This is a genomic window from Enterobacter sp. kpr-6, assembly GCF_900116015.1.
GTDB lineage: Bacteria > Pseudomonadota > Gammaproteobacteria > Enterobacterales > Enterobacteriaceae > Enterobacter_D.
Map to the genome: position 1 here is coordinate 339,925 of NZ_FOYH01000003.1, position 25,811 is coordinate 365,735.

The following is a 25,811-nucleotide window of genomic DNA, read 5'->3' on the forward strand; positions in this document are numbered from 1 at the left end:
CTGAAAGGTATGCTGATATTTCACAAGGCGGGGTATTAAGGAGTAGATGTTTTCCTGCTGTGACCCGGCTCAATGTTTTCACCGTGCTGAAACGGATAAATCTCTGAGTATGTTGTAACTACGGCAGACATAAAAAAAGCGCGGTTTGCACCGCGCAAGGATAATCAACTTTTACTTACTTTTTATTAGAATTCCGGCCATAAACCGCCCACGTAATAACCACGCAGGCGATGTAGAACACTAAAAAGACTTTCATTGCGCCCGCAGGCGATCCGGTCAGCGCCAGCGAAGTACCGAAGGCTTTCGGGATAAAGAACCCGCCGACCGCACCAATCGCCGAAATAAAGCCCAGCGCTGCTGCCGTATCGGTGGCCGCTTCACGCAGCGCCTGATCTTCCGTACCGCCCTGCGCTTTCACTTTTTCCATCGTCATCTTGCGGAAAATAATGGAGATCATCTGGAAGCTCGATCCGCTACCCAACCCGGCGGTCAAAAAGAGCATTAAGAAGACCGCAAAGAAGGCGTAGAAATTCCCCGCGCTACCGCCTGACGGCAAGGTCAGGAACAGCAGTGCGCTGAAAATTGCCATAAACACGAAGTTCACCAGCGTCACGCGGATCCCACCCAGGCGGTCAGAGAGTGCGCCGCCTGCGGAACGCGCCAGCGCGCCCACCAGCGGGCCAAAGAACGCATAGTGCAGCACGTTTACATCCGGGAACTGGGTTTTGGACAGCATGGCAAATCCGGCAGAAAAGCCGATAAACGAGCCGAACGTCGCCAGATACAAAAAGCCGAGGATCCACAGGTGCGCCCGTTTCAGTACCGGAAGCTGCGCGCGCAGCGAGGCTTTCGAGGTCGCCAGTTCATTCATGCCAAACCAGGCGGCAAGGGTGAAGACAATCAGAAACGGCACCCACACCCAGGCGGCGTTTTCCAGATACAGCATCGACCCATCCGGCTGTTCAACACCCGTTGCGCCAAACATGGCAAACATGGAAAACGTAATCGCCATCGGCGCGAGCAACTGCATCACGCTGACGCCGAGGTTCCCCATACCGCCGTTAATACCCAGCGCACCGCCCTGCTTCTGCTTCGGAAAGAAGAAGCTGATGTTCGCCATGCTGGAAGCGAAGTTCGCCCCGGCAAGGCCGCACAGCAGCGAGATCAAAATAAAGGTGCTAAACGGCGTGGTGGTATCCTGCACCGCAAAACCCAACCAGACGCAGGGCACGATCATGATGCCGGTACTGAACGCCGTCCAGCGGCGACCGCCAAAAATCGGCACCATAAACGCATAAGGCACACGCAGCAGCGCGCCGGACACAGACGGCAACGCCGTTAACATAAACAGTTGATCGGTCGTGAAATTAAAGCCCACCTTATTCAGGTTGACCGCCACGGCACTAAACAACATCCACACGCAAAACGCCAGTAACAGACAGGGAACGGAGATCCACAAATTGCGGCTCGCCACGCGTTGTCCACGCTGTTGCCAGAAAGCAGGATCTTCCGGTCGCCAGTCAGTAATGACGGTTCCGGTAGTTCCTTCAGGAACGGAAGAGTGACTCATAGACACCTCTGATAATCGATTGACGCCTGCCACATTAGGGCCTGCAGCCGCGCTTAAGTTGATATAAATCAAAGGAAAAGTCGGCTTCATTTTGCGCAAAAAAGCGGTGTACTCCTTTATGAGCAGTCAAAACCGCTAAAAAAGGTGTGGTTTTTCACGATGCTGAAGGTTTCCCCTGGCCGCTTGTTTTAAGACGATCCCAGGACGACAATAAAGGAGTAACCCCTATGGGGTATGGGTATACTCCAGGCGATGGTTGAGAATACCGCATCTCCCGTTACGTGACCGGGCCTGGAGCCATGCCGTCAATGCTAAAACGCCTTTTCTCACCGCTTACCCTTGTTAACCAACTGGTGCTGATCGTTCTGCTCTCGACCGCGATTGGCATTACGGGCATGGCGATTTCGGGCTGGCTGGTACAGGGCGTTCAGGGCAGCGCGCACGCGATCAACAAAGCGGGCTCTTTGCGAATGCAGAGTTTTCGCTTGTTAGCAGCGATCCCCCTTGATGAGCAGGACCGCCCGCTGCTCGACGAAATGACAAAAACCGCCTTCAGCCCCGAACTGGCCCTCGCCGCGCAGCATGACGATCAACAGGCACAGCTTCTCGCGCTGCAAAATTACTGGCACAGCGACGTCGAACCGGCTTTAAAAAATGCCCGCAACCCGCAGGATGTATCGGGTGAAATCACCGCCTTTGTTAACCGCATCGATCGGCTGGTCAGCGCCTTCGATCACAGCACCGAGCAGCGCATTGAGCGCGTGGTCTACATGCAGCACGCGATGGCGGTATTTATGGGATTACTGTTGCTGTTTACGGTGATCTGGCTGCGCGCGCGGCTGCTCTATCCGTGGCGGCAACTGCTGGGTATGGCGCGGGCGGTCAGCCACCGGGATTTCACCCAGCGGGCGCACATAAGTGGCCGTAATGAGATGGCGACCCTCGGCATGGCGCTTAACAACATGTCGGCAGAACTGGCCGGAAGCTATGCCATTCTTGAGCAGCGGGTACAGGAAAAAACCGCCGGGCTTGAGCAAAAAAATCAAATTCTCTCGTTTCTCTGGCAGGCCAATCGCCGTCTGCATTCACAGTTCCCAATGTGTGAGCGCCTCTCGCCTGTGCTGAACGGTCTGCAAAATCTGACGCTGCTTCACGATATTGAACTGCGTATTTATGACATGGAAGATGAAGCCAACCATCAGGAATTCACCTGTCAGTCGGACATCAGTTGCGATGAGATTGGCTGCCATCTTTGTCCACGGGGCGCTGTTGAGAGCGCGCCTGGCGGCACCACCCTGAAATGGCGGCTGGCAGATACCCATACCCAGTACGGCTTATTGCTCGCCAAACTGCCCTCCGGTCGCCATCTCAGCCACGATCAGCAGCAGCTTGTGGATACGCTGGTTGAGCAACTGACCGCGACCCTCGCGCTCGATCGCCAGCAGGAACGCCAGCAGCAGTTGATGGTCATGGAGGAGCGCGCCACCATCGCCCGCGAACTGCACGATTCTATCGCCCAGTCCCTCTCCTGTATGAAGATGCAGATAAGCTGTCTGCAAATGCAGGGCGACAGCCTGCCTGCCGCCAGTCAGCAACTTCTGGGGCAGATCCGCAATGAACTGAACACCTCGTGGGCGCAATTGCGTGAATTATTAACGACATTCCGCTTACAATTGAACGAACCTGGCCTGCGCCCCGCGCTGGAAGCCAGTTGCCTTGAGTACAGCGCCCATTTTGGCTTCCCGGTGAAGCTGGATTACCAGCTCCCGCCCCGCCATGTACCGTCGCACCAGGCAATCCACCTGTTACAGATCGCCCGCGAAGCGCTCAGTAATGCGTTAAAGCACTCCGGTGCCAGCGAGGTTACAGTAACGGTCAGCCAGCAGGGGCCGCAGGTTAAACTGTGCGTGACCGATAACGGCTGCGGCGTACCGGAAAATGCCGAGCGTTTAAATCATTATGGCTTGATTATCATGCGAGACCGCGCCCACAGCCTGCGCGGTGATTGTCAGGTGCGGCGGCGCGAGCCTGCCGGCACCGAAGTGGTAGTCACCTTTATACCCGAAAAGCTGCTTTCCTCTGTACAAGGAGATAACCATGAATAATCAGGAACCGGCCACTATCTTACTGATTGACGATCATCCGATGCTGCGCACCGGCGTTAAACAGCTTATCAGCATGGCAGCCGACATTGCCGTTGTCGGTGAAGCCAGCAACGGCGAGCAGGGGATCACCCTTGCGGAGTCACTCGATCCCGATTTGATTTTGCTGGATCTCAATATGCCCGGCATGAACGGCCTGGAAACGCTGGACAAGCTGCGGGAAAAAACGCTTTCCGGGCGCATCGTGGTGTTCAGCGTGTCGAATCATGAAGAGGACGTGGTGACCGCCCTTAAACGCGGCGCGGACGGCTATCTGTTGAAAGATATGGAACCGGAAGATCTGCTCAAAGCCCTGCAACAGGCTGCCGCCGGAGAAATGGTGCTCAGCGAAGCGCTGACCCCGGTGCTCGCCGCCAGCCTGCGCGCCAACCGTGCCAGTTCAGACCGCGACGTCACTCAGCTTACCCCGCGCGAGCGCGATATTCTGAAACTGATCGCCCAGGGCCTGCCGAACAAAATGATCGCCCGTCGCCTGGATATCACCGAAAGCACGGTGAAAGTCCACGTGAAGCACATGCTGAAAAAGATGAAGCTCAAATCGCGCGTCGAAGCGGCGGTCTGGGTGCATCAGGAACGTATTTTCTGATTAACCGCCAGGCAGAAGATCCCAGTTCGGATCGCCCTGCGGCACATTTTGCAGCGGCTCTGCCAGCACCAGCGTGATCTCATTGGATGAGACGCGCTGCCCCTTCTGATCTTCCACCGTTACCGACAAGTGCCATGTGTTGGTAGCCCCCGGGCTGGCATCCCACGCAGGCATGATAATGCTCCAGCCATCCGGGTCCTGCCCGTTCACCGGCGGCGTCAGACTCAGCGCCTGGGTATCCCCCTGCCACACCAGCTCACGCACGCCGTGGGTACTTTTCACCTGTAATTTCAGCGCCACGGTTTCACCCGGTTTGAGATCCCAGGGCGGCGTGGCGAGGAACACGGACAGGGTTTTACGCTGGCGGTACTCGACAACCGGAAGATTATTGCGCGTCGGGCTGTCGTAGCGGCTGCCGCGCAGCGAACTGACCTGCGCCACTTCGCTGGCCGCGAGCTGTTTTTTCAGCGGCACGCCAAAACGATAATTGAGCTTCAGCCCCAGATCGTTCTGGCTTTCGCCGCTCTCCCCCTGACGGTGCTGCGCGGTAACGGTCACCAGCGGCACCGGGGTGTAATTTAATCCGACGCTGACCGCCATCGGATTGTGGTAGCCGGTGCCGGAGTCGAACAGGTCCACCCGCTCACCGAAATATTGCTCCACGCTGACGCTGGTATTGATGTGCTGATAAAACGGCAGCCGCGCCTGGGCGGTAATATCGTAGCCCCGCGCCATCCGCTGTTGCAGCGTTGCGCCCTCGTCGTTCCAGCCGGAAAGCGGCTGATAGTAGTTAGCGGAGAGCCGCAGATATTCACCCCACGCCTCGGCACCCAGCCCGGCACGCTGCAAATGGCTCTCAAGCTGATTGTCCCAGAAGGTGTTATAGCCGAGCAGCCAGTCGCCGGTCATCCAGCGCTGGCCGATACCGGCGTTACTCACCAGCCCGTCATCCTGCTGAGTGAGACCCAACTGGGTCCAGCTTAAATAGCGATTATTGTCCTGCAAGGGCACAAACCAGCGCCCTTCGCTGCCGGTTAACTGCCCCTCATCATTAGCCTGAAGATTAATGCTGGCGTTACCCCAGGGTGAAAGCCAGGACTCCACCTGCTCGTTCACCTCGCCGCTGACCGCATCGCGGATCTTGCCGAGCGCAAACGCCCGCGCCTGCTGCCCGGCGCTCAGGCCGTTGTCGGTCTGGCTGGCCTCACCGAAGGCTTTCGCCATTTCCGCCAGATGCTTTTCGCCGCTGTTGCCCACTGGCGCGAGTCCCAGATCGGGCAGGCCGTCGGCATCATTATCAAAGGGGTTTTGCGCCTGCTGCATGAAGCTTTGCGGGGCACCGTGAACGCCTCCTGCCAGCAGCAAGAGTAACGAGAAAGGATGTAAAAAACGGAGTGCGTTACGCATCAATATCGTTGGCGACGTCTCACCTGCCTGAATTGTTGAGCGGTGGCAAAGGGTCATCCTAACGATTTTCAGCCCTATATTCAGCCCTGAGGCCTAATTCCAGGAAAATCCTTAACCCTTCCCGCTTCGCCGCAACTACAGTTACTGTATCCCCCCGCAATGAGACGGCCTGATGAACAAAACGCTGAAATGGGCTTTATGGAGTTCACTGATGTTTTATGGCGCATCAGTCAGCGCCAGCGAACTCTTTATGCTGCAATCCCCGGCTTTTGCCGACAATGCGCTGATGGAAAAGAAATTCGCCGGAAACGCGAAAAATAACCCCAACTGCACCGGTGAAAATACCTCTCCGGCGCTGATCTGGAGTAATCCCCCGGTAAATACCAAAAGTTTTGTCCTGATTATGCACGATCCTGAAGGCGCAAAAGGCCTGGGGGTGACGCATCTGGTGGCCTATAACATTTCGCCGTCCGCCACCGGGATTGCCGCAAACGATCTGCGCGACGGGAAAAACTTCACCGGCGGTAAAAATACCCCCGGCACCACCGCCTGGTACGGCCCCTGCCCACCACCCGGCAGCGGCGCGCACCATTATGTCTTTACGCTTATCGCCACCGATGTCGCCCCGGATTTACCCGAGGGGCTGACCCGCGATGAGCTTATGGCGAAACTGAAAGGCAAAGCGCTCGCCGCCGCCGGATTAATCGGCCGCTTCGGGCAGTAACGCCTTCGCCAGCAGCGCATTAAGTTCCGGGATGCACGAGCCACAGTTAGTGCCGCAGCGCAGCGCCTTACCCAGGGCGGCGGCGCTGTCGCAACCGCTGGCAATGGCCGCGTTAATGGCGTATTCCCCGACGCTAAAGCAGCTACATACCGTGCGCCCCGGCGCTTTTTGCTCGCCCGCAGGCATACCACTTAACAGCGCGTGACGGGCAAACGGCGTTTCCGGTGCCCGGACGAACGCCGCGTCAACCCATGCGCTGTCTATCTCCGGTAAACGCTTCGCACTCCAGAAGGCGAGCATCAGTTTGCCCTCCTGCCAGGCAAGTACATTCAGGTTTTCTGCGCCCCGGGCTATCTGCACCTGCCAGTGATGTTGCTGACACCACGCCATCAGCCACGCCTGCAACAACGTCTCTCCCGCCAGCGTGAAATGGTTCACCGCGCCCGCCTTGCGCAGCCAGTGAATTTCTGGCGGCAGCGTGACGTTGTCACGGAAAAAGAGTTCCCCCTGCCACGTCGGATGCCAGGCGCTGAGGCGCACCGCCGTCTGTTTACTCTCCGGCTGACCGGAATCCGGGCAGCAGATCGGCGCGACCAGCGCGTTGATTTTCCCCTGGCGCGCAAAAACCCCGTTCCAGTGCATCGGGGCGAAAAGCGATCCCTCCCGCTGCCGCTCGCTGACCACCGCCCGCGCCACCATCACCCCGCGCGGTGAACTGATGCGGGTTAACTCTCCGTGGCGGATCGCCAGACGCGCGGCGTCCACCGGGGCGATGTCCACTGTCGGTTCAGCAATATGCTGCATCAGTTTTGCCACCGTGCCGGTGCGGGTCATGGTGTGCCACTGATCGCGGATGCGCCCGCTGTTTAAGATCAAAGGATAAAGCGCGTCGGGCTGTGCACGCGCAGGCTGCGGCGTTACCGCCACCATCCGCAGCCGCCCGTTTTCGCGCCAGCCGCGCGCAAGTTCCCCTGCGGGCTGCCACTGCACTGGCTCCAGTTTATCCCAGTCGTTAAGGCTGAGATTTGCCAGGTCGCTGATATCAAACGCCCGGCTGCCGTGATTCTCAAAGCCTGACAGCGCGGCATGCTCGCTGAAAACGTCGTGAGCATGTTGCCAGGCAAACGCCTGCCCGTAGCCGAGCCGCTGCGCCACCTGCGCCACAATCCACCAGTCAGGCTTTGCCTCACCAGGCGCGGGCAGAAACGCGCGCTGGCGGGAGATGCGCCGCTCGGAGTTGGTCACGGTGCCGTTTTTCTCGCCCCACGCCTGGGCCGGAAACTGAATATGCGCGTAGCGGCTGGTGTCCGTTTGCGCGACCACGTCGGAGACAATCACCAGCGGGCAGCGCGCCAGCGCCTGGCAGACGGCGTGGCTGTCGGGCAGCGACACCGCCGGGTTGGTGCCCATGATCCACACCGCTTTCACCTCGCCGCGCCCGATGGCGTCAAACAGGTCCACCGCCATCAGCCCCGGCGTTTGCGCCAGCCGCTCGGTTCCCCAGAACCGCGCCAGGCGGGCCAGATCCTGCGGGACAAAATTCATATGCGCCGCCAGTTGCGTCGCCAGCCCGCCCACTTCGCGCCCGCCCATGGCATTTGGCTGACCGGTCAGCGAAAACGGCCCGCAGCCCGCGCGGTTAAATTTGCCGCTGGCTAAATGCACGTTAATGATGGCGTTGCATTTGTCGCTACCGCTCGACGACTGGTTAATGCCCATGGTGTAGAGCGTGACGGCGCGCGGCGCGTGAATAAAGGCCTCAAAAAAGGCCGTCACCGCTGCCACGGGAAGATCGCAAAATTGCGCCACCCGATCCACGCTCCATGCCGCGGCAATGGTGCAGGCAGCGTCAGCCTCATCAAAGGCGGATGCGTCACCGCCGTGGGCCATAATCGCGTTTAGCAGGCCAACAAACAGCCCGGCATCGCTGCCCGGAGCGAGCGGCAGATGCAGATCCGCAATGTCGCAGGTGGCGGTTTTACGCGGATCGATGACCACGATTTTCATCTCAGGCCGTTCGCGCTTAGCCTGGGCGAGACGCTGATAAAGCACCGGATGCGCCCAGGCCGCATTCGATCCCACCAGCACCACCAGATCGCTGCTTTCCACATCCTGATAGCTGCACGGCACCACGTCTGCGCCGAACGCGCGTTTGTAACCCGTCACTGCCGAGGACATACAGAGCCGGGAGTTGGTGTCGATATTGCCCGCGCCGATAAAGCCCTTCATCAGTTTGTTGGCGGCGTAGTAATCCTCAGTCAGCAACTGCCCGGAGGCGTAAAAAGCCACCGCCTGCGGGCCAAATTCTTCAATGATCGCCCGCAGGCGATCCCCGGCGGCGTTCAGGGCGTCGTCCCAGCCTGCGCGTTCGCCGTCGAGCACCGGATGCAACAGGCGGCCCGCCAGCCCCGTGGTGTCCCCCAGCGCCGCGCCTTTCACGCACAGCCGCCCAAAATTCGCCGGATGTGATTCGTCGCCGCGCACGCTGACCGCGCCCTGCTCCACGCGGGCGATCACTCCGCAGCCGACGCCACAGTAGGGGCAGGTAGTGCGGGTTTCGTTCATGAGGCCACCGCACGCATCAATAGCGCCTGGTTGCCGACCCACACTTTTCCGCCTTCGATTTTCACCGGCCACGCGCGCACCAGCGGTTCACCGTTATCGGACTGGCGACCATCGCGCAGACGGATACGGTGTTTATACAGCGGTGAAATGACAATCGGCTCGCCGCCCGCATCCCCCAGCAGACCGCGCGACAGCACGTTAGCCTCGCTGCCCGGTTCGAGATTATCCAGCGCATAAATGGTTTGCCCGAAGCGGAACAGCGCGATCTGCCGCTCGCCGATGCGTGCGCCAATTCCCGCCTGCTCCGGGATCTCATCAATGGCACAAATCGCCTGCCAGGGCTTAGCGGAAGGCGGCGCGTCCACAAGAACCGGACGGGTAAGCTGCGGCTGCCCGCGCAGCATCTGGCGCTGCACGGCTTCGTCCGGCGCATCGCTGTTAACAAAGGTTTTAAACTGTGCCAGTTGCTGCGGATCGTTAAGCGTGGTCTGCCACTCGCATTGATATGTGTCGATGATCCGCGCCATTTCCAGCTCCAGTTCCGCGCCAATCCCCAGTGAATCGTTGAGGATCACGTCGCGCAGGTAATCGAGCCCGCCTTCGAGGTTATCCATCCAGACGCTGGTGCGTTGCAGGCGGTCGGCGGTACGGATGTAGAACATCAGCAGCCGATCGACCGTGCGCAGGAGCGTGGCTTCGTCGAGATCGCTGGCAAAGAGATCCGCGTGGCGCGGCTTCATGCCGCCGTTGCCGCAGACGTACAAATTCCAGCCGTTTTCAGTGGCGATAACCCCGATGTCTTTACTCTGGGCTTCGGCGCATTCGCGGGTGCAGCCGGACACTGCCATTTTGATTTTGTGCGGCGCGCGCAGCCCTTTGTAGCGGTGCTCCAGCGTCACCGCCAGCCCGGTGGAATCCAGCACCCCGTAACGGCACCATGTGGAGCCCACGCAGGATTTCACCGTGCGCAGCGATTTGCCGTAGGCGTGGCCGGTTTCAAATCCGGCCCCCGCCAGTTCGCGCCAGATGGCGGGCAGATCGTCAAGGTGCGCGCCGAACAGATCGATGCGCTGCCCGCCGGTCACTTTGCTGTAAAGCTGATAGCGTTTGGCGATCTGCCCGATGGCGATCAGGCCGTCCGCCGTGACTTCCCCGGCGGGCATTCGCGGCACCACCGAATAGGTGCCGTCTTTCTGAATGTTGGCGAAAAAGCGGTCGTTAGTATCCTGAAGCGGCATGTGCGCGGGCTTACGCAGATAGTCGTTCCAGCACGACGCCAGCACCGAGCCCACCAGCGGTTTGCAGATCTCACAGCCGTGGCCGCGACCGTAGCGCGAAATCAGCTGGTCAAAGGTGTGAATGTGGTTGACGCGCACCAGGTGGTAGATCTCCTGGCGCGAGTACGGGAAGTGTTCGCAGATGTCTTTTTTGACCTCGACGCCCTGGGCGGCAAGCTGGAACTCCATCACCTGTTTGACCAGCGCGCTACAGCCGCCGCAGCCGGTCGCCGCTTTGGTGCAGCTTTTGATCGCGCCCATGTCGCCCGCGCCTGCACTTACCGCGTTGCAGATATCCGCTTTGCTGACGTTGTGACACGAGCAGATCTGCGCGCTGTCCGGCAGCGCCGCCACGCCGAGGCCTTTGGCGGGTGCGCCCGCCAGCGTCGGCAGGATCAGGCTTTCCGGCTGGGCTGGCAGCGCCATGTCGTTAAGCATCATCTGCAACAGCGTGGTGTATTCGCTGGCATCGCCCACCAGCACGCCGCCGAGCAGTTTTTTCCCGTCGTGGCTGACGACGATTTTTTTATAGGTCTGGTTTGGCCCGTCCGTCCACTGGTAGCTCTGGGCGTCCGGCGTGCGTCCGTGGGCATCGCCAAACGACGCCACATCGACGCCGAGCAGCTTGAGTTTGGTGCTCATGTCTGCGCCGCTGAACTGCGCGATCTCGCCCGCCAGTCCCGCTGCCACCACGCGCGCCATCTGGTAGCCCGGCGCGACCAGGCCAAAGATTTTGTTATCCCACAGGGCGCATTCGCCGATAGCGAAAATATCCGCGTCGCTGGTCTGGCAGCGATCGTCAATGCACACGCCGCCGCGCTCGCCGAGCGTCAGTCCGCAGCTGCGTGCCAGCGCATCCTGTGGGCGAATGCCTGCCGAGAAGACCACCATATCGGTTTCAAGACACCCGCCGTCGGCAAAGTTCAGCGCCAGGCCGCTGTCCGTTTCCACAATCGCGGTGGTGGATTTTGACGTGTGCACGCCGACGCCGAGGGCGGTGATTTTTTTCCGCAGCATCGCCGCGCCGCCTTCATCAAGCTGTACCGCCATCAGGCTGGGGGCAAATTCCACCACGTGGGTGTCGAGTCCAAGCTGTTTCAGCGCGTTCGCCGCCTCAAGCCCCAACAGGCCGCCGCCGATCACCACCCCGCGCGTCGCGGTGGTGGCATGGGCGCGAATGCGGTCCAGATCGTCGAGGGTGCGGTAGACAAAACAGCCGGGCAGATCGTGCCCCGGCACCGGCGGCACAAAGGGGTACGAGCCGGTCGCCAGGATCAGCTTGTCGAAATGGGTCTCATGCCCGGCGCTGTCGCGCACCACGCGGCTGTCACGGTCAATCTCCGCCACCCGGCAGGAAAGCCGCAGTTCGATGTTGTGGCGTGCAAAGAAATCCTCTTCGACCATGGAGAGCGATTCGGCGCTGCGCCCGGAGAAATATTCGGATAAGTGCACGCGATCGTAGGCGGCGTAGCGCTCCTCGCACAGCACCACAATCTGATACGCCAGGTGCAGACCCCGGCTGACACACTGCTCTAAAAAATGGTGGCCGACCATGCCGTGTCCTGCCACTACCAGCGTAGGTTTTGTCATTGTCTGTTGTCCTTCAGCCTGGGGCTGGGTTGTGAAACGGTCGAATAGCCAGTCGGGACTGGCGGGTTGGGAGGTGGCAAGCAGGCCGGTCAGCGCGCCCGCGCTCTGGCAGTCGCCCATCAGCAGCACGCCCGCCAGTTTTCCGTCGCGCACCAGCAGGCGGCGGTAATGCCCGGCCAGCGGGTCCCACGTGTGCCATGTGTCGTCGCCGGATTCGGCACTGACGCGCCCGGAGCTGAACAGATCGATGCCGGTCACCTTCAGACGAGTGCCGCTCTCCTGCCAGTGAAAATCATCAGTCGGCGCATCGCACAGCCGTGAGGCCAGCATGTCGGCCTGTTGCAGACAGGGCGCGACCAGCCCCCACGTCTGTCCGTCGATTTCGCAGCACTCGCCGATGGCGCTGATGCCGGGGATGGCGGTGCGCAACTGACGATCGACCAGGATTCCGCGCTGGCACGGTACGCCGCTCGCCTGCGCCAGCGCGATGTTGGGTTTGACGCCGGTGGCGATGACCACGCGCGACGCCGGGATTGTGCGTCCGTCACTCAGCGTCACGCTCTGTGGCGTGATCCGGGTGATGCCGCTGTCGAGTTCGCAGTGAATGCCGCGGGCGGTTAAGTGCGCCACCAGCAGATCGCTGGCCTTATGGTCGAGCTGTTGTTCCATCAACCGATCTGCCCGGTGTACCAGCGTGACGTTGTCACCCCGGCGGGCAAACGCGGCGGCGGCTTCCACGCCCAGCACCCCGCCGCCGAGCACCACCACCGCACCGTTCAGCGCCAGCATGGCGTTGACGTCGGCAACCGTGCGAAAGGCAAATACGTGCGGCAGATCGTGACCGGGGATTGGCGGGATAAACGGCAGCGATCCGGTGGCGAACACCAGTTCATCCCAGACCAGCGTGGCGTTATCGCTTTGCAGCGTACGGGCCTGCGCATCCACCGCCAGCACCCGCTCGCCGCTGCGCACGGTGATGCCCTGCGCCTGATACCACTCATCGTCCACCAGTTGGGTCCCGGCAAAGGATTTTTCCCCGCTTAATACCGGCGAAAGCTGAATGCGGTTATAGGCCGCACACGGCTCGTCGCCGATCAGGGTGATGGCAAAATGCCCCCGGCTCCGGCTGCTCAAAGTCTGTGCCAGCCGGGTCGCCGCCATGCCGTTGCCGATAACGATCAGTCGCCGCGTCATGGTCGCCCCTTACGCCGCTTTCGGCTGCTTTTCATAGAGGAAATGCAGGATCTGCTGGCGCAGATGGTGATAGCGACTGTCTTCCGCCAGCTGAACGCGGTTGCGCGGGCGCGGCAGATTGACCGCCAGCACTTCGCCCACCGTCGCCGCCGGGCCGTTGGTCATCATCATCACCCGATCCGAGAGCAGCACCGCCTCGTCAACGTCATGGGTGATCAGCACAATGGTGGTGTTCAGTGCCTGCTGAATGTGCATCACCGTGTCCTGCAAATGGGCGCGGGTGAGCGCATCGAGCGCGCCGAAAGGCTCGTCCATCAGCAGGACTTTCGGCTTCATCGCCAGCGCGCGGGCGATGCCGATGCGCTGTTTCATGCCGCCGGAGATCTCACCGGGGCGTTTGTGCATCGCGTGGCCCATCTGCACGCGGTCAAGGTTGTGTTCGATCCACTCTTTGCGCTCGGCTTTACTCATGGTGCGGCGAAAGACCTGATCCACCGCCAGCGCCACGTTGTCAAAGCAGGTCAGCCACGGCAGCAGCGAATGGTTCTGAAACACCACCGCCCGCTCCGGGCCGGGGCCGGCGATTTCGCGGTTGTCGCACAGCAGACCGCCTTCGGTCGGCAGCGTGATCCCGGCGATTAAGTTTAAGAGAGTCGATTTACCGCAGCCGGAGTGCCCGATAAGGCTCACCGTTTCCCCTTCGTGGATATCAAAGGAGACGTTTTGCAGGGCGAGAAACTCCCCGCTGGCGGTGGAAAAACGCTGACTGACGGCCTGGACCTGAATAATCGGTTTCATGAGCTTTTCCTTATTTATCCTGCCAGCTAAAGCGGCGGGCGATGAGCATCAGGCCCTGCTCCAGCAGCAGGCCGACGACGCCGATAATGACGATGGCGATGAGAATGTTTTCAACGTTGAGGTTGTTCCACTCGTTCCAGATCCAGAAGCCAATCCCCACGCCGCCGGTGAGCATTTCCGCCGCGACGATCACCAGCCACGCAATGCCAATCGACAGGCGCACCCCGGTGAGCACCGCGGGCAGCACCGCCGGGAACAGAATGCGGCGCATCACCGTCCATTCGGAGAGTTGCAGCACGCGGGCGACGTTTAAGTAATCTTCCGGGATGCGCTTCACCCCTTCGGCGGTGTTGATCACCATTGGCCAGATGGAGCAGATAAAGATGGTCCAGCTTGAGGCGGGTTCCGCCTTCTGAAACAGCAGCAGGCCAATCGGCAGCCATGCCAGCGGGCTGACCGGGCGCAGCAGCGCAATCAGCGGCGTGAACATGCGCGAGAAAAAGACAAAGCGGCCAATTAAAAAGCCGAGCGGAATGCCGACCAGCGCCGCGAGGCCGAAGCCAATCGCCACGCGCTGTAATGACGCCAGCACGTTCCAGCCGATGCCCATATCGTTCGGGCCATCGTTATAAAAGGGATCGGCAAACAGGGTCAGGGCGGAATCCAGCGTCGAGAGCGGCGTCGGGAAGCCTTTGCTGTTGATCGCCGCCAGTTGCCAGGCGACAACCAGCAGGCCGAGTCCCAGCAATGCCGGGATCACCCGCTGCACGATCGCGTGGATCTGGCGGGTCATGCGCGGCGTGCGGCGGCGAACCTGCACCGGCGGCAGCACAATCACTTCGCCCTGCGGCGTTTCGGTCTGAATTGATGGTTTTTTCTGTGCGAGCGTCATGTCATGCCCCTTTGCGTTGAATGGCGAAACTGCTGGCGTAGCTTTCCGGATCGCGTCCCGTCCAGACGGAACCGTCCATTAAGGTGCTGGTGCGAAGCGTGTCGGTCGGCAGCGAAATATTGCCGACCTGGGTTGCGGCATCGCGAAAGACATCGGTGCGGTTAATGCGCGCGGCAACAGCGGCGTAATCGGGCGCGGTTTTCAGCAATCCCCAGCGGCGGAACTGGGTTAAAAACCACATGCCGTCGGAGTGCCACGGATAGTTCACCTGACCCTCGTTGAAGAAACGGATGGCATGGGCGTCCTGCCAGCGTTTGCCCGCGCCGTTGTCGTACTCGCCGAGCATCCGTCCGGTGAGGTACTGCTCTTTGGTGTTAAGCCAGGCGCGACGGGCGAGGATCTGCGCGGTTTCGCGCCTGTTTTCAGGGGAGGCGTCGATCCAGCGGCTGGCTTCCAGCACCGCCGCGACCAGCGCCCTGGCGGTATGCGGGTTCTGTTCCACCCACGCCCGGCGGGTGCCGAGGATTTTTTCCGGGTGATCGGGCCAGATCTGCTGAGAGGTGGCGGCGGTAAAACCGATGCGGTCGTTAATAGCGCGGGTGTTCCACGGCTCACCGACGCAGAAGCCGACCATATTGCCGATGCGCATGTTCATCACCATCTGCGGCGGCGGCACCACCACGGTGCGGATATCGTCAAACGGGTTGATGCCCGCGCTCGCCAGCCAGTAATAGAGCCACATGGCGTGGGTGCCGGTGGGGAACGTGTGGGCGAAGGTGTAGCTGCCTGGGGCGCTTGCGGCGATCAGTTTTTGCAGATCGGCTGCGTCACGGATGCCCTTCTCCTGGAGTTCCGCGGCAAGGGTGATCGCCTGGCCGTTCTGATTGAGCGTCATCAGATTCGCCATCGCCTGCGGTTTGGGGCCGATGCCCATTTCCAGCCCGTAGAGCAGGCCATACAGCACGTGTGCGGCGTCGAGTTCACCGGAGGTGAGTTTGTCGCGCACCGCCGCCCAGCTCGCCTCTTTGGTCGGCACAAGGGTGATGCCGTGCTTTTTATCGAAGCCCTTGAGGGCGGCGATCACCAGCGGCGCACAGTCGGTGAGTGGAATAAAACCGACGCGCACGGTGGAAAGCTCTGGTTTGTCGGAGCCCGCCGCCCACGCCGCCTGCATCACGCCCGGCAGCAGCATCGCCCCGCCCATCACGGCAGTGGCCTGTAATAAGCGTCGGCGGGTTAAAGATACGTTTGAGTCAGCCATCACCACTCCTGAATAAAAAAAAGCGCCCGGCAGTGCTTTCGCACCGCAGGACGCCTTTATCCTTTGAGTTCACACACCGCCATTGGCGTGCGGACTCGCTATGTTGTGTTGAGGTAATGCAAGGGGAGTGCCAGGTTTGGGGGATTTCCCCTCACCCCGGCCCTCTCCCTTAGGGAGAGGGGGAAAACCAGTCCGCGAACTGCTCTCTCCCCGTGGGAGAGGGGACAGAACGCGCACGAACCCGCCCTTCTCCCTCTCCCCAGGGGAGAGGGCCGGGGTGAGGGGTACGCACTGCCCATGTGCAGCAAATGCCCATAAACCGTGCAACTACTCCCTAGGGGTTACTGCCAGAGATTTTTCACCGTCAGCAGCGCCTGGGCGATCTCCACCATGCGCTGATTTTTGTCCATCGCCATTTTGCGCAGGCACTGCCAGGCCTGCTCTTCGCTCATATTCTGATGATTCATCAGCACGCTTTTGGCGTGGTCGATCACCTTGCGCTCCTCCAGGGTGGTCTTCAGCGACGCCAGTTGTGCGGTGAGTTGTTCCAGTTCGCGCGCCTGCTGGCGGACCAGCGGTAACAGCGGGTTGTCGGGGCGCAGCGCCAGCGCGTCCTCTGCGGGTTCCTGCCAGGTGGCAGGGTCATTATCATCAGCCAGTAACGCCTCCACCGCGCGCATCAGGGCCTCGATTAACGCCTCCTCCAGCGCGCGGAGGTGTTCGAGCCGCTGGGTGTGCAGCACAAACCAGTGCAATGCGCTTTCGCCGCGATCCGCAGGCGGCTGCCGGGTGCAGGCCAGCCGTCGCAGTTGCTCGATTTCAAGCGTCGCCCCGCAGCGGGTATGAAAAACCTGCGCCATCTCCTCGCCTGCGAGGGAAAGAAAGGTATCAAAACAGGGTTGCTGGCCGTCGATGCGATCCACCAGCCGCTGACGCAGGGCGTCACTGAAATGCCCCAGGGTAAAGCCCAGCGCGCCCGTCGCCCGCTCCTGCCCTACCAGCTCTTTACCCTGCATCACGCTGTAGAGCGCGACAACGTGGCGCACGATGCGCGGGTCGTCGATGTTGTCGTTAAGCTGCGGCACGATGCTTAACAGGTGCCGGATGGTCTGGCTGAACTGTTCCATGACAGCGGCGGCATCGAGGCGTTTTTCCCGCACGTCCTCCCGGAGCGCGGGCAGTAGCTCCAGATCCCGGAGCGCCGCCGCGATGCGCTGGCACAGGGCGCTGCTGGTCAGCCGTTCCTTATCAAGCAGCGATAAAAACGCGGCAATGTGTTCATCCACCAGCGCCCGGCTGGCACGACACTCCGCGTCATATAATCGCCCTTCTGAACAGAGCCAGATGTTGGAAGCGCCGCGTTCGCACTGTAGCATGTGCACCAGATGGCAGATCCTGCTTGCCAGCTCACCCGACTGCGCTAACTGGCGGAGTTGTTGTTTCTGGATCTGGCGCGCGTAACGAAACCAGTCGATGGCGCTGTTACTGCCGCCAGCATTTGTGGTCATGCTTGTTCTCCCGGTTAAAATCCTGGGTGAACAAAGCAATAATCATGCCTTGTCGAAGGAGTGAAGAATGCAAATCGTGATCGTCGCCAACGGGGCGGCATACGGCAGTGAATCCCTGTTTAACAGCCTGCGTCTGGCCATTGCCCTGCGTGAACAGGACCCGTCCATCACCCTGCGTCTGTTTTTAATGTCCGATGCGGTCACCGCCGGACTGCGTGGGCAGAAACCCGCCGAGGGCTATAACATTCAGCAGATGCTGGAGATCCTCACCGCTCAGGATGTTCCGGTTAAACTGTGCAAAACCTGCACCGATGGCCGTGGCATCACCGATCTGCCGCTGATCGACGGTGTGGCGATCGGTACGCTGGTAGAGCTGGCGCAGTGGACGCTGGCGGCGGACAAAGTGCTCACTTTCTAATAATTTCTCGCTGTTAATATATTTTTCTTATAGCAGTTGTTAAACCATCAAGTTTGCCTGCTGTGTTGCCGATAGCTGTTTCATAACAACACAGCAGGTACAACATCATGTTCAGATCCATTCGCGCTCGCATTATTGTGGCGACAGCCGGCTGCCTTGCCGTCGCTTTACTTCTTAACACCGTGATCAACTACCAGGTCGCACGCCAGGATAATCAGAAAAACCGCCAGGATATTTTAACCAGCACCAGTAACAGCCACGGTGTGGCGATTGCCGACTGGGTGAACAGCAAGATGATGATGGTGACCTCGCTGCAAAGCGTGGCGCTGACTGACGATCCGGTTCCGGTCTTTACGCAAATCGCACACGCAGGCGGTTTCACCAATGTGTATGTGGGCTATGCCAGCAAGACGGCGAAATTCTCCGATCCGACCGGGGTGCCTGCGGATTACGATCCGACTGTCCGCCCGTGGTATCAGCAGGTACTGAAAGCCGATGCGCCGGTAGTAACCGCGCCGTATGTCGATGCCGGAACCGGCAAACTGGTGGTGACCTTCGCCGTACCGGTTAAAGAGAACGGCACCCTGACCGCCGTGGTCGCGGGCGATGTGACCATGGACAGCGTGGTTGCCAACGTGCGCGGCATTCAGCCAACGCCCGCCAGTAGCGGCCTGCTGCTGGACAGCGACGGTACGGTGATCGCCGCCAGCAACGAAAAACTCACCCTCAAGCCTTTCTCTGAGGCGATTGCTGAGACGTCGTTTGCCGGCTTGCAGGCGGGCAATGTGGTTGAAGGGACCTACATGGGTGCCACCAAAGAGTTGCTGGCGAAAAAAATCAGCGGCACAAACTGGCTGCTGGTGGTGGCGCTGGATACCCATGATGCCACTACCGGGCTTATCGCTCAGCTTAAAGCCTCGGCGCTGTCGCTGGTTGTGCTGGTGCTGATTGGCGGCGCGGTGATGCACTGGCTGGTCGCAACCCTGCTCAAACGCCTGATGACCATTCGTGATGCGATGCACGCGATCAGCAATGGCACGGACGATCTCTCCCAGCGGTTGCCGGAAAACGGCAATGACGAGGTGGCCGAAATCGCCCATGCGTTTAACGCCTTCAGCGATAAGCTGTCGGTGGTGATGGTTAAACTGCGCGATTCCAGTACCTCGGTGAAATACGCTGCGCAGGAAATTGCGGCGGGCAACCAGGATCTCTCCGGGCGCACCGAACAGGCCGCATCCAGCCTGCGTGAAACCGCCAGCGCCGTGGAACAGATCACCGCCTCGGTGGGCCAGTCTACCGATTCCGCAGCCCAGGCGAATACCCAGGCGCACGTGGCCTCGGAAGCGGCGTCACGCGGCGGCAGCGTGGTGAGACAGGCGATCACCACCATGCAATCCATTGAAGAGGCGTCGGCTAAAATTGGCGATATCACCAGCGTGATCGACGGCATCGCCTTCCAGACCAATATCCTGGCACTGAACGCCGCGGTGGAAGCCGCGCGCGCCGGTGAGCAGGGTCGCGGTTTTGCGGTGGTGGCCGGAGAAGTGCGTACGCTGGCAAGCCGCAGCGCGCAGGCGGCGAAAGAGATCAAAACGCTGATTGAATCGACCACTGAGAGCGTCTCAACCGGCTCGCGCTATGTGCGTCTGGCGGGTGAAAGCATGGGCGATATCGTCTCCAGCATCGACAGCGTGTCGGTGATCATGCGGGAGATTACCGTGGCGACCAGCGAGCAGATGAAGGGGATTCAGGAGATTAACCACGCGGTGATTGATCTCGACCGTATGGTGCAGCAGAACGCCGAACTGGTGGTACAGTCTGCCGCTGCCGCTGACGCGCTTCAGTCGCAGGCGGCAGAGCTGGCTGAAACTGCCGGACATTTCCGTATTTAATCGCAGCGCGGTGCGTGTTTTTAATGCTTTCACGCGCCGCTTTTCATTTTTTTCGAATTTTGTCACTTTTGTTTAATCGTTACGCCATTTTTTGATCAAAATCAGCATCCCCGCCCTCCCCATTTGGTGTTATGCCACGAGTGAATTGTGAACAACATCACGCGTGGGAATTTCCGCAGGGAGCGCGTTATTATTTTTTGACGGGGTTAAAAATGGCGCTGGTTAAAGCAAGTTTGACGTTATTTGGTGGGGATACAGTGGTCGTGCGCTGTTCCGAAAATTGTCATATTCATTTGATGAGCGCGAAAAGCCGCGCGCGGGACACGCAAACCGATATTTTGAGCGTCCAGAACCGGGATCGCGCATATTTGACGGTGCCTTACAGCGGCACCTGGAATGTGCTGATCGACAGCCACAGTCAGTCTCTGGAACATTCCATCAGCTTTGTGGCTGCCTGATCTCAGGCAAATCCGGGCTGCATTTCCGGGCCCGGTTTTTCTCCGGTTAACAATCCCCGCACTTTTCCCACCAGATCGACCAGGCAGTCGTCATGCATGCCGAGTTTGATCAGTTCCTGCTCCAGCGAAAAAAGATACTGAGCGTTAGTGCCAAGCGGACCGCTGGCGGCGGCGATCAACGGGGCAATCACCTGCGCGCGGGTATCGGACTCATACAGCGCGTGGCGCGGGTCCATGATAAACACCAGCGCATTAATCGTGCGGCCATCGTCGAGGGTCAGTTTGCACCAGCTCGGCAGATAGCAGCCGGTGATCATTTCACGCTTCCAGAGCAGCGAGAGTTCTTCTTCGAGGGATTCATCAGGAATGCGATAGGCGACGCCGGTGGTGCGCCCGCCCTCTTTCAGTGCAAGCATACGCCCCGGCTGGCAGGCGCTGCCGCGACCAGCGGTGAGACGCAGGCAAAATGCCCGGTGCCAGCCCACCAGCGTGCCGGTGCAGGATTCGCTGTATTCCAGCGCCGGGTTCCACATCAGTGACCCGTAGCCAAAGATCCATACCGCCCCGTCATCGGGCCGACAGGCAAGCGTGGCCGCAAGGGACGCTGACCGCTGTTCGGCTGACCACAACAGCGATTCTTCGATATCGCCAAAGGCCGTTTTACAATCTGCTTTAATTAAAAAATCACGCGTTAACATCGTACACCTCCGCCACTGCCCGCTTCCCTGCAACTACTTTTTTGACGCCATCCAGGGCTTTCTGCTGCCTTATAAGAAAGCAACAGCGTAAGACGATATGCAATTCGCGGGCCGCTTGCAAGTCAACATCGGTGCGGCCCGCTTAGCTTTTTATCGGCCAGACGGGGAAAAGATGTACAATTTTTTGCTGTTTCAGCGTGTTATTTCTTTTTGTGCCATTTATCGTCGTCGCCCTTTTCGTAATCATGCTTGACGGCGGCCCAGGCGACTTTATGCGCCGTCTCTTCCCGGCTGGCATCGCCTTTCCGGTCGTCTTTATCTTTGTACTGATCCCATGCGCTGTTAAACGCCTCTTTGTAGATGTCCTGCGCGTGGGCGGGCAGCACGTTCTGTACATTGTCAGGTAAATCGGTTCTGGCTTTATAAGGCATCGGTTGGCTCCTCTTTTTGGCAGAATAGTAAGTGTGGACGACAATCGCCGCGCTCGCCAGCCGCGCTCTATTCTGCATTTATCATAATGCTATTTATCTGTTATTTAAGAACTTTAATGAAGAGTTTTCATGATATGACGCGTTTACCTTAAAACTCATCGATGGCCGTAAAATTAAGTAAACATTGACACGATAAATACCGGTGTCTGCTATTTTAAGTGGCTGAGATTTTTTAACTATACTGAACACGCACCTGCAAAATGGAGTTTAAACATGGCCACAACGCACGAGGCGGTTAAGACCCGCCACAAGGAGACGACCCTCATTTTTCCGCTGGTAGCACTGGCAGTCTTACTGCTCTGGGGAAGCAGTCAGTCACTGCCAGTGGTGATCGGCATCAACCTGCTGGCGCTGGTGGGGATTTTAAGCAGCGCATTTAGCGTTGTGCGCCACGCCGATGTGCTGGCGCACCGTCTGGGCGAGCCGTATGGTTCGTTGATTTTAAGCCTCTCGGTGGTGATCCTTGAGGTCAGTCTGATTTCCGCGCTGATGGCGACCGGCGATGCCGCACCCACGCTGATGCGCGACACGCTCTATTCCATCATTATGATTGTCACCGGCGGGCTGGTTGGCTTTTCACTGCTGCTCGGCGGGCAAAAATTCGCCACGCAGTATATGAATCTGTTCGGCATTAAACAGTATCTGATCGCCCTTTTCCCGCTGGCGGTGATTGTGCTGGTGTTCCCGATGGCACTGCCGGACGCGAATTTCTCCACCGCGCAGGCGCTGCTGGTGGCGCTGATTTCTGCCGCGATGTACGGCGTCTTTTTACTGATCCAGACTAAAACGCACCAGAGCCTGTTCGTTTACGAGCATGAAGATGAGGCGGACGACGACGATCCCCATCACGGGAAGCCATCGGCGCACAGCAATATCTGGCACGCCGCCTGGCTGGTCGTGCATCTGGTGGCGGTGATTGCCGTGACCAAAGTGAACGCCAATCCGCTGGAAACGCTGCTGACAGAACTGAATGCCCCTGTCGCCTTTACCGGCTTCCTGGTCGCCCTGCTGATCCTCTCCCCGGAAGGACTTGGCGCACTGCGCGCCGTACTGAATAATCAGGTTCAGCGCGCGATGAATCTGTTTTTTGGCTCGGTGCTGGCTACCATCTCGCTGACCGTGCCGGTGGTGACGCTGATCGCCTGGGCGACAGGTAATGACCTGGTATTTGGTTTAGGCGGGCCGGAGATGATTGTGATGCTGGCGTCGCTGCTGCTGTGTCAGCTTTCATTCTCGACCGGACGCACAAATGTCCTCAATGGGGCTGCCCATTTAGCACTGTTTATTGCGTATTTGATGACGATATTTGCATGATGATTTCTCCCCTCTCCCGCAAGGAGAGGGGAAGATTAGGCCTTCTTCAGTTCTTCAAACAGTTCCGGGTATTTATCCAGGGCTTTGAAAAGCAGAACAAGGGGTTTCGGCGGCACGACACGGCCTGTTTCATAGCGGCTAAACGCGTTGGCTCCCCCACCAAATATCTCCGCTGCCTGCCGCTGGTCGAGTTTTAAACGCTTACGCACCCTGGCGATAAATTTCGGATCGACCGATTCCGCATTAACGGCCCGGTTAAAGGCCGTAATAGCCGCCATATATTTATCGCCCGCCTCATCACCTAGCACCATTTCACCACAGGCGTTGCAATACTCTCCGGTGAGATCGCGCACGACGGTTTGACGGCCTTTATACTCGTATACGACATCACGGGTTTCGTGTTTGAGTTCCGCGCCACCGCAAACAGGGCATTTCATGGTCATAGCTCCTTAAACGATACGATCAGCACGCCGTCCTGAACGATAAACTTCATGTAAATTCGTTGTCCGCGATAAACAGGACGATAAACCTCATGCCAGCAGGTGTGGTCATCATAGGCTGTCATGCTTTTAAAAAAGTCCCTTGTTTCCAGCGCCAACACCACGTCAAACATCTCTTTCCGGCTACAAAATCCCAGTGCCGCTGCATCGTTTAACGCTGTTACTGTGGTACGAGCCTTGCCCTCACGCACTAAGGCTTTTACGACATTCAGACGGGTATGCGCCGTTCCTTTCTCAGTCATCAGTATTAACCTAAAAGCCAAATTATGCAAACAGGTTAATGAGGGGAGTTGCCGGGGGCAAGCAGTGAGGAAAAAAGGTTTTAAGTTTTGCGGGGGGTTACGCAGAGTAAGATGCAAAAAAGCGCCACGTTGTGAAAAACAACGTGGCGCTTTCAAAACAGGACTTAGTTTTCAGTATCGAGTTCGTCGAAACTTTTCACCAGGTCGTCAATCGCTTTGATTTGCGTCAGGAACTGCTCAAGTTTGGCCAGCGGCAGCGCGGACGGGCCGTCGCATTTGGCATTGGCTGGATCCGGGTGCGCTTCAATAAACAGACCCGCCAGACCGGTTGCCATGCCCGCACGGGCCAGTTCCGTTACCTGACCACGGCGACCACTGGACGCTGCGCCAAACGGATCGCGGCATTGCAGCGCGTGGGTCACGTCAAAAATGACCGGCGAGTTACCGGAAACTTTCTTCATCACGCTAAAACCGAGCATATCGACAACCAGGTTGTCGTAACCGAAGTTCGCGCCGCGATCGCACAGGATCACTTTCTCGTTGCCGCCTTCACGGAATTTATCAACGATGTTACCCATCTGGCCCGGGCTTACAAACTGCGGTTTTTTGACGTTGATAACCGCGCCGGTTTTCGCCATCGCTTCCACCAGATCGGTCTGACGCGCGAGGAAGGCAGGTAACTGGATAACGTCTACCACTTCAGAAACCGGCTGCGCCTGGCTTGCTTCGTGCACGTCGGTAATGACTTTCACGCCAAACGTCTGCTTCAGTTCCTGGAAAATTTTCATCCCTTCTTCGAGGCCTGGGCCACGGTAGGAATGAATCGATGAGCGGTTGGCTTTATCAAAAGAGGCCTTAAACACATACGGAATGCCCATTTTCTGGGTCACAGTCACGTAGTGTTCACAAATGCGCATCGCGAGATCGCGGGATTCCAGTACGTTCATACCACCAAAGAGTACAAACGGCAGGTCGTTCGCTACGTTAATGTCGCCAATGCTAACCACTTTTTGTTTCATAGAATTGCCTTATCAGGTTTGAATCGAATGAGTGCATTAATGCAGCGTGATCTGCTTATGCGCGATGTTATTAATCTGCGCGCGGATCATTTCGCTAATAGGGTCTTCCGGGCACTGCTCTACAAAATAATTTAAATCATTAAGCGCCACATGATCGCATTCCAGTTGCGCGTAAATCAGCCCACGGTCGCGGATTTCATAGGGATCTTCAGGATTGAACTGTAACAGCGCTTCACTGGCGCGCAACGCCAGCTCCATCTGCTGCTCTTCCATTAAGGCTGATTTTAACGTATCCAGCAGTTTGCGGATCACTTCTGAGTTGTCGGCCTCGTCGAGATCTTCATTATAGAGTTCAGCGATCGGGCTGATGTTGCCTTTAAGCCAGACATCCAGCGTGTGTTCGTCGAGGGTGTCGCCGTTAAAAGGATTGATCAGCCACATTTCGCCGTCCATCCACTCCGCGCGCAAAATGAGCTGCGTGGGGAAAATCACCGGCATAAGCGGGATATCAAGCTGTTCCGCGACCCAGAGCAAAATCGCGCCAAGCGAGGCGGCGCTGCCCTGGCGGTTTTTCAGGACCTGATCCAGCCACAGCGCATCCGACAGGCGGTAAACGCCACGGGTATCGGTAAATCCCCAGTCGCCGTAAAACAGGGCGACAAGTTTTTCAAGCTGCCAGTCCTGCGGCTTCGCCTCGCTAATCTCTTCACGGGCGAGCGCGACCAGCGCGTGCAGTTCGTCATACACATACTGCGAAGGAAAATCGTCGCGGATAAGTTCCGATACGAGGATCATCCCGTCACACAATGGTGCATTATTAAATTCGAAATCGGCCAACGACCTCATCACTTACCCCAGTAACGGTATTTTTGTGGTGGCGAGTTTAATGATGATGTACAGCACCACCAGCCCCAGCAGAAAGGCCAGAAAACCGGCCTGCTGGCTGCGAGGACGATGACGCCCAAGCGCAATAAAACCCAAAACGATGTAGATGATAACGCCAAACAGCTTCTCAGTCAGCCATGCGCCTTTAACAGTAAAAGGTAAATAGTGCGTTATCCAGATCAACCCCGCCCCGCTTAACAGCAGCAACGTATCAATGACGTGTGGCACGACGCGTACCCAACGCATTGATAACTTAGCATTATTGGTATATTTCCACCAATAACGCAGGACGAACAAACTGATGGTCGACACCACGCAGGCGAGGTGAAGCGTAATCAGGAATCGAAACGCACTCATTGC

General features: G+C 58.6%; 21 protein-coding genes and 1 pseudogene. 7 read left to right on the forward strand and 15 right to left on the reverse strand.

Annotation, left to right across the window (positions count from 1 at the left end; all coding sequences use genetic code 11):
• Nucleotides 1-175: 175 nt before the first annotated feature.
• A complete protein-coding gene (locus BM373_RS10590) occupies nucleotides 176-1,570 on the reverse strand; it encodes a NarK family nitrate/nitrite MFS transporter (protein WP_090461614.1) in 1,395 nt (464 codons plus the stop codon).
• A 308-nt stretch (nucleotides 1,571-1,878) separates the two neighbouring features.
• Between BM373_RS10590 and narX the strand changes: the two genes are divergently transcribed.
• Nucleotides 1,879-3,675, forward strand: coding sequence for a nitrate/nitrite two-component system sensor histidine kinase NarX (gene narX, locus BM373_RS10595; protein ID WP_090461399.1), 1,797 nt, complete (start codon nucleotides 1,879-1,881; stop codon nucleotides 3,673-3,675).
• The gene (gene narL / locus BM373_RS10600; protein WP_090461400.1) at nucleotides 3,668-4,318 is read left to right on the forward strand and encodes a two-component system response regulator NarL; all 651 of its coding nucleotides are present in this window, start codon (nucleotides 3,668-3,670) and stop codon (nucleotides 4,316-4,318) included. The genes narX and narL overlap by 8 nt, the downstream gene beginning before the upstream one ends.
• Here the strand turns inward: narL and BM373_RS10605 are convergent, their stop codons facing one another.
• Nucleotides 4,319-5,725: a YchO/YchP family invasin gene (locus BM373_RS10605; RefSeq protein WP_090461401.1), complete on the reverse strand. Its 1,407-nt coding sequence runs from the start codon at nucleotides 5,723-5,725 to the stop codon at nucleotides 4,319-4,321.
• Between the two features lie 172 nt (nucleotides 5,726-5,897).
• Here BM373_RS10605 and BM373_RS10610 point away from each other — a divergent pair, with 172 nt between their 5' ends.
• Nucleotides 5,898-6,449: a YbhB/YbcL family Raf kinase inhibitor-like protein gene (locus tag BM373_RS10610; RefSeq protein WP_090461402.1), complete on the forward strand. Its 552-nt coding sequence runs from the start codon at nucleotides 5,898-5,900 to the stop codon at nucleotides 6,447-6,449.
• Here the strand turns inward: BM373_RS10610 and BM373_RS10615 are convergent.
• The 6 genes and pseudogenes from BM373_RS10615 to nasR form a co-directional block, all read right to left on the reverse strand.
• A complete protein-coding gene (locus BM373_RS10615) occupies nucleotides 6,426-9,014 on the reverse strand; it encodes a nitrate reductase (protein WP_090461403.1) in 2,589 nt (862 codons plus the stop codon). The genes BM373_RS10610 and BM373_RS10615 overlap by 24 nt on opposite strands.
• On the reverse strand, nucleotides 9,011-13,075 hold the full coding sequence (nirB, locus tag BM373_RS10620; protein ID WP_090461404.1) for a nitrite reductase large subunit NirB: 4,065 nt from the start codon (nucleotides 13,073-13,075) through the stop codon (nucleotides 9,011-9,013). Before nirB ends, BM373_RS10615 begins: the two co-directional genes overlap by 4 nt.
• 9 nt (nucleotides 13,076-13,084) lie before the next feature.
• Nucleotides 13,085-13,873 carry an ABC transporter ATP-binding protein gene (locus BM373_RS10625; protein ID WP_090461405.1) on the reverse strand — a complete coding sequence of 263 codons (789 nt, stop codon included), beginning with the start codon at nucleotides 13,871-13,873 and terminating at the stop codon, nucleotides 13,085-13,087.
• Nucleotides 13,874-13,883: 10 nt separating this feature from the next.
• Nucleotides 13,884-14,765, reverse strand: a complete 882-nt coding sequence (ntrB, locus tag BM373_RS10630) for a nitrate ABC transporter permease (protein ID WP_090461406.1) — start codon at nucleotides 14,763-14,765, stop codon at nucleotides 13,884-13,886.
• Nucleotide 14,766: 1 nt separating this feature from the next.
• Nucleotides 14,767-16,026 carry a CmpA/NrtA family ABC transporter substrate-binding protein gene (locus tag BM373_RS10635; RefSeq protein ID WP_090461407.1) on the reverse strand — a complete coding sequence of 420 codons (1,260 nt, stop codon included), beginning with the start codon at nucleotides 16,024-16,026 and terminating at the stop codon, nucleotides 14,767-14,769.
• 327 nt (nucleotides 16,027-16,353) lie between these two features.
• A pseudogene (gene nasR, locus BM373_RS10640) lies at nucleotides 16,354-17,534 on the reverse strand (nitrate regulatory protein NasR).
• Between the two features lie 67 nt (nucleotides 17,535-17,601).
• Between nasR and BM373_RS10645 the strand changes: the two are divergent.
• The 3 genes from BM373_RS10645 to BM373_RS10655 all read left to right on the forward strand — a co-directional run bounded on the left by BM373_RS10645 (nucleotide 17,602) and on the right by BM373_RS10655 (nucleotide 20,302).
• On the forward strand, nucleotides 17,602-17,952 hold the full coding sequence (locus BM373_RS10645) for a DsrE/DsrF/TusD sulfur relay family protein (protein ID WP_090461409.1): 351 nt from the start codon (nucleotides 17,602-17,604) through the stop codon (nucleotides 17,950-17,952).
• 107 nt (nucleotides 17,953-18,059) lie between these two features.
• Nucleotides 18,060-19,844: a methyl-accepting chemotaxis protein gene (locus tag BM373_RS10650; RefSeq protein ID WP_090461410.1), complete on the forward strand. Its 1,785-nt coding sequence runs from the start codon at nucleotides 18,060-18,062 to the stop codon at nucleotides 19,842-19,844.
• A 212-nt stretch (nucleotides 19,845-20,056) separates the two neighbouring features.
• Nucleotides 20,057-20,302: a DUF1883 domain-containing protein gene (locus tag BM373_RS10655; protein ID WP_090461411.1), complete on the forward strand. Its 246-nt coding sequence runs from the start codon at nucleotides 20,057-20,059 to the stop codon at nucleotides 20,300-20,302.
• A 2-nt stretch (nucleotides 20,303-20,304) separates the two neighbouring features.
• Here BM373_RS10655 and BM373_RS10660 read toward each other — a convergent pair whose 3' ends face one another.
• On the reverse strand, nucleotides 20,305-21,000 hold the full coding sequence (locus BM373_RS10660; protein ID WP_090461412.1) for a gamma-glutamylcyclotransferase: 696 nt from the start codon (nucleotides 20,998-21,000) through the stop codon (nucleotides 20,305-20,307).
• Nucleotides 21,001-21,200: 200 nt separating this feature from the next.
• Nucleotides 21,201-21,431, reverse strand: a complete 231-nt coding sequence (chaB, locus tag BM373_RS10665; protein ID WP_090461413.1) for a putative cation transport regulator ChaB — start codon at nucleotides 21,429-21,431, stop codon at nucleotides 21,201-21,203.
• A 273-nt stretch (nucleotides 21,432-21,704) separates the two neighbouring features.
• Here chaB and chaA point away from each other — a divergent pair, with 273 nt between their 5' ends.
• A complete protein-coding gene (gene chaA / locus BM373_RS10670; protein WP_090461414.1) occupies nucleotides 21,705-22,805 on the forward strand; it encodes a sodium-potassium/proton antiporter ChaA in 1,101 nt (366 codons plus the stop codon).
• Nucleotides 22,806-22,840: 35 nt separating this feature from the next.
• Here the strand turns inward: chaA and BM373_RS10675 are convergent, their stop codons facing one another.
• The 5 genes from BM373_RS10675 to sirB2 form a co-directional block, all read right to left on the reverse strand.
• Nucleotides 22,841-23,242 (reverse strand): type II TA system antitoxin MqsA family protein, encoded by a 402-nt coding sequence (locus BM373_RS10675; protein ID WP_090461415.1) that lies wholly within the window; start codon nucleotides 23,240-23,242, stop codon nucleotides 22,841-22,843.
• A 2-nt stretch (nucleotides 23,243-23,244) separates the two neighbouring features.
• Nucleotides 23,245-23,547 (reverse strand): type II toxin-antitoxin system MqsR family toxin, encoded by a 303-nt coding sequence (locus BM373_RS10680; protein ID WP_090461416.1) that lies wholly within the window; start codon nucleotides 23,545-23,547, stop codon nucleotides 23,245-23,247.
• A 164-nt stretch (nucleotides 23,548-23,711) separates the two neighbouring features.
• The gene (gene kdsA, locus BM373_RS10685; protein ID WP_090461417.1) at nucleotides 23,712-24,566 is read right to left on the reverse strand and encodes a 3-deoxy-8-phosphooctulonate synthase; all 855 of its coding nucleotides are present in this window, start codon (nucleotides 24,564-24,566) and stop codon (nucleotides 23,712-23,714) included.
• Between the two features lie 36 nt (nucleotides 24,567-24,602).
• On the reverse strand, nucleotides 24,603-25,412 hold the full coding sequence (gene sirB1 / locus BM373_RS10690; protein WP_090461418.1) for an invasion regulator SirB1: 810 nt from the start codon (nucleotides 25,410-25,412) through the stop codon (nucleotides 24,603-24,605).
• Nucleotides 25,413-25,415: 3 nt separating this feature from the next.
• Nucleotides 25,416-25,808, reverse strand: a complete 393-nt coding sequence (gene sirB2, locus BM373_RS10695) for an invasion regulator SirB2 (RefSeq protein ID WP_090461419.1) — start codon at nucleotides 25,806-25,808, stop codon at nucleotides 25,416-25,418.
• Nucleotides 25,809-25,811 lie beyond the last annotated feature (3 nt).